Here is a 1,186-nt window from a genome sequence, read left to right on the forward strand (position 1 = left end):
GAACTGGTCAACAGGAGCAACAGGCACAAGTCTGATACTTTCAAGCGTAGGTACTTATAGCATTACAGCCACCTGTACAGTGGGTAGTTGCACTTCTCCATCAAGTCTGGCAGTAACAGGCTTACAGATTGTTACGCAACCGAGTGCACCAACGATTGTTGCACCCAATCCAAAAGTAGTATGTGCGCCAAGCACTTTGACCTTAACAGCCAGCGGTTGTGGCGGCACAGTAAACTGGTCAACAGGAGCTACGGGCACAAGTCTGATACTTTCAAGTGTAGGCACTTATAGCATTTCAGCCACTTGTACTGTGGGTAGTTGCACTTCTCCATCAAGTCTGGCAGTTACAGGTTTACAGATTGTAACTCAGCCAAGTGCCCCAACAATCACTGCACCCAATCCAAAAGTAGTGTGTGCCCCAAATACCTTGACGTTAACCGCGAGTGGTTGTGGCGGCACAGTAAACTGGTCAACAGGAGCCACGGGTACAAGTCTGATACTTTCAAGTGTAGGCACATATAGCATTACAGCCACTTGTACAGTGGGTAGTTGTACTTCTCAAGTGAGTACCGCTGTAACAGGTTTGCAGATTGTAACCCAACCATCTGCTCCAACTATTGTTGCACCAAATCCAAAAGTAGTATGTGCGCCAAATACCTTGACCTTGACAGCGAGTGGATGTGGCGGCACAGTAAACTGGTCAACAGGAGCAACGGGTACAAGTCTGGTACTTTCAATTGTGGGTACTTATAGCATTACAGCCACTTGTACAGTAGGTTCTTGTACAAGTGTAGCAAGTTCAGCGGTAACAAGTTTGCAGATTGTTACTCAACCATCAGCGCCAAGCATTACAGCACCCAATCCAAAAGTAGTATGTGCACCAAATACCTTGACTTTAACCGCCAGTGGATGCGGCGGCACAGTAAACTGGTCAACAGGAGCAACAGGCACAAGTCTGACCCTTTCAAGTGTAGGCACTTATAGCATTACAGCCACTTGTACAGTGGGTAGTTGCACTTCTCCATCTAGTCTGGCAGTTACAGGTTTACAGATTGTTACGCAACCAATTGCGCCAACAATCACTGCACCCAATCCAAAAGTAGTGTGTGCGCCAAATACCTTGACTTTGACAGCGAGTGGATGTGGCGGGACTGTAAACTGGTCAACAGGAGCAACGGGTACAAGT

At 47.3% G+C, this 1,186-nt stretch carries 1 pseudogene; it reads left to right on the forward strand.

Features of this window, described 5'->3' with window-relative positions:
* Positions 1–1,186: pseudogene (locus ACYVFA_RS19630) on the forward strand (gliding motility-associated C-terminal domain-containing protein); the annotation flags it as partial.

This window comes from Emticicia fontis (assembly GCF_054779675.1).